Here is a 741-nt window from a genome sequence, read left to right as displayed (position 1 = left end):
GCAGGCCGCCGAAAAGACCCCGCCCCTGCGGGGCGGGAAGGGGGGCGCGTCGAAGGCGCGGGAAAAGCACGTGACGGTCACGTCGACGACGGTCACGTCACGGACGACCAAAAGCGGGGACGTCGCGCAAACCTGACCGGAGGTCAACCCGCGCGATGAACCACCGCATCGCACAGACCTTCGAGCGCACTCTTCGCCGCACACGCCGGCAACGGCGCCAGCGTGAGCCGCGCCTCCTCCGCGTAACGGACCGTGTCCAGCCGCGCCCGGTCGAGCGCCGGATGGGCCCGCAGCCGGCGCAGCGCCTCCGCGTGCCGGCCGTCGTCCGTGAGGTCGCCGTCGAGCAGCTCGCACAGCTCCAGGTCGTCGGCCGCGCCACCCGCGGCCGCCGCGGCACGCAGGTGGAGCACGGGCAGCGTGGGGATGCCTTCGCGCAGATCCGTGCCGGGCGTCTTGCCGGACTCGTGACTGTCGCTGGCGATGTCCAGGACGTCGTCGGCGAGCTGGAACGCCGTGCCGAGCCGCTCCCCGTACTGCGTGAGGATGTCCACGACGCTCTCGTCCGCGCCGGACATCATCGCGCCGAAGCGGCCGGAGACGGCGATCAGCGAGCCGGTCTTGCCGGCGATGACGTCGAGGTAGTGCTCGATGGGGTCGCGGCCGTCGCGCGGCCCGGCGGTCTCCAGGATCTGGCCGGTGACCAGCCGCTCGAACGCCTCCGCCTGGATGCGGACGGCCTCG

The 741-nt window shown here is 72.9% G+C and carries 1 protein-coding gene; it reads right to left on the bottom strand.

Going from position 1 to position 741, the window contains the following annotated elements; translation table 11 throughout:
• Positions 1-143: 143 nt before the first annotated feature.
• Positions 144-741, bottom strand: a 598-nt coding sequence (locus ACSNOD_RS31560; RefSeq protein ID WP_436770497.1) for a polyprenyl synthetase family protein, incomplete at its 5' end; no start/stop codon positions are given.

This window comes from Streptomyces sp. URMC 123 (assembly GCF_051386515.1).
In the GTDB taxonomy this organism is placed as follows: Bacteria; Actinomycetota; Actinomycetes; order Streptomycetales; family Streptomycetaceae; genus Streptomyces.
This window is presented reverse-complemented; position numbering and strand designations above follow the sequence as displayed.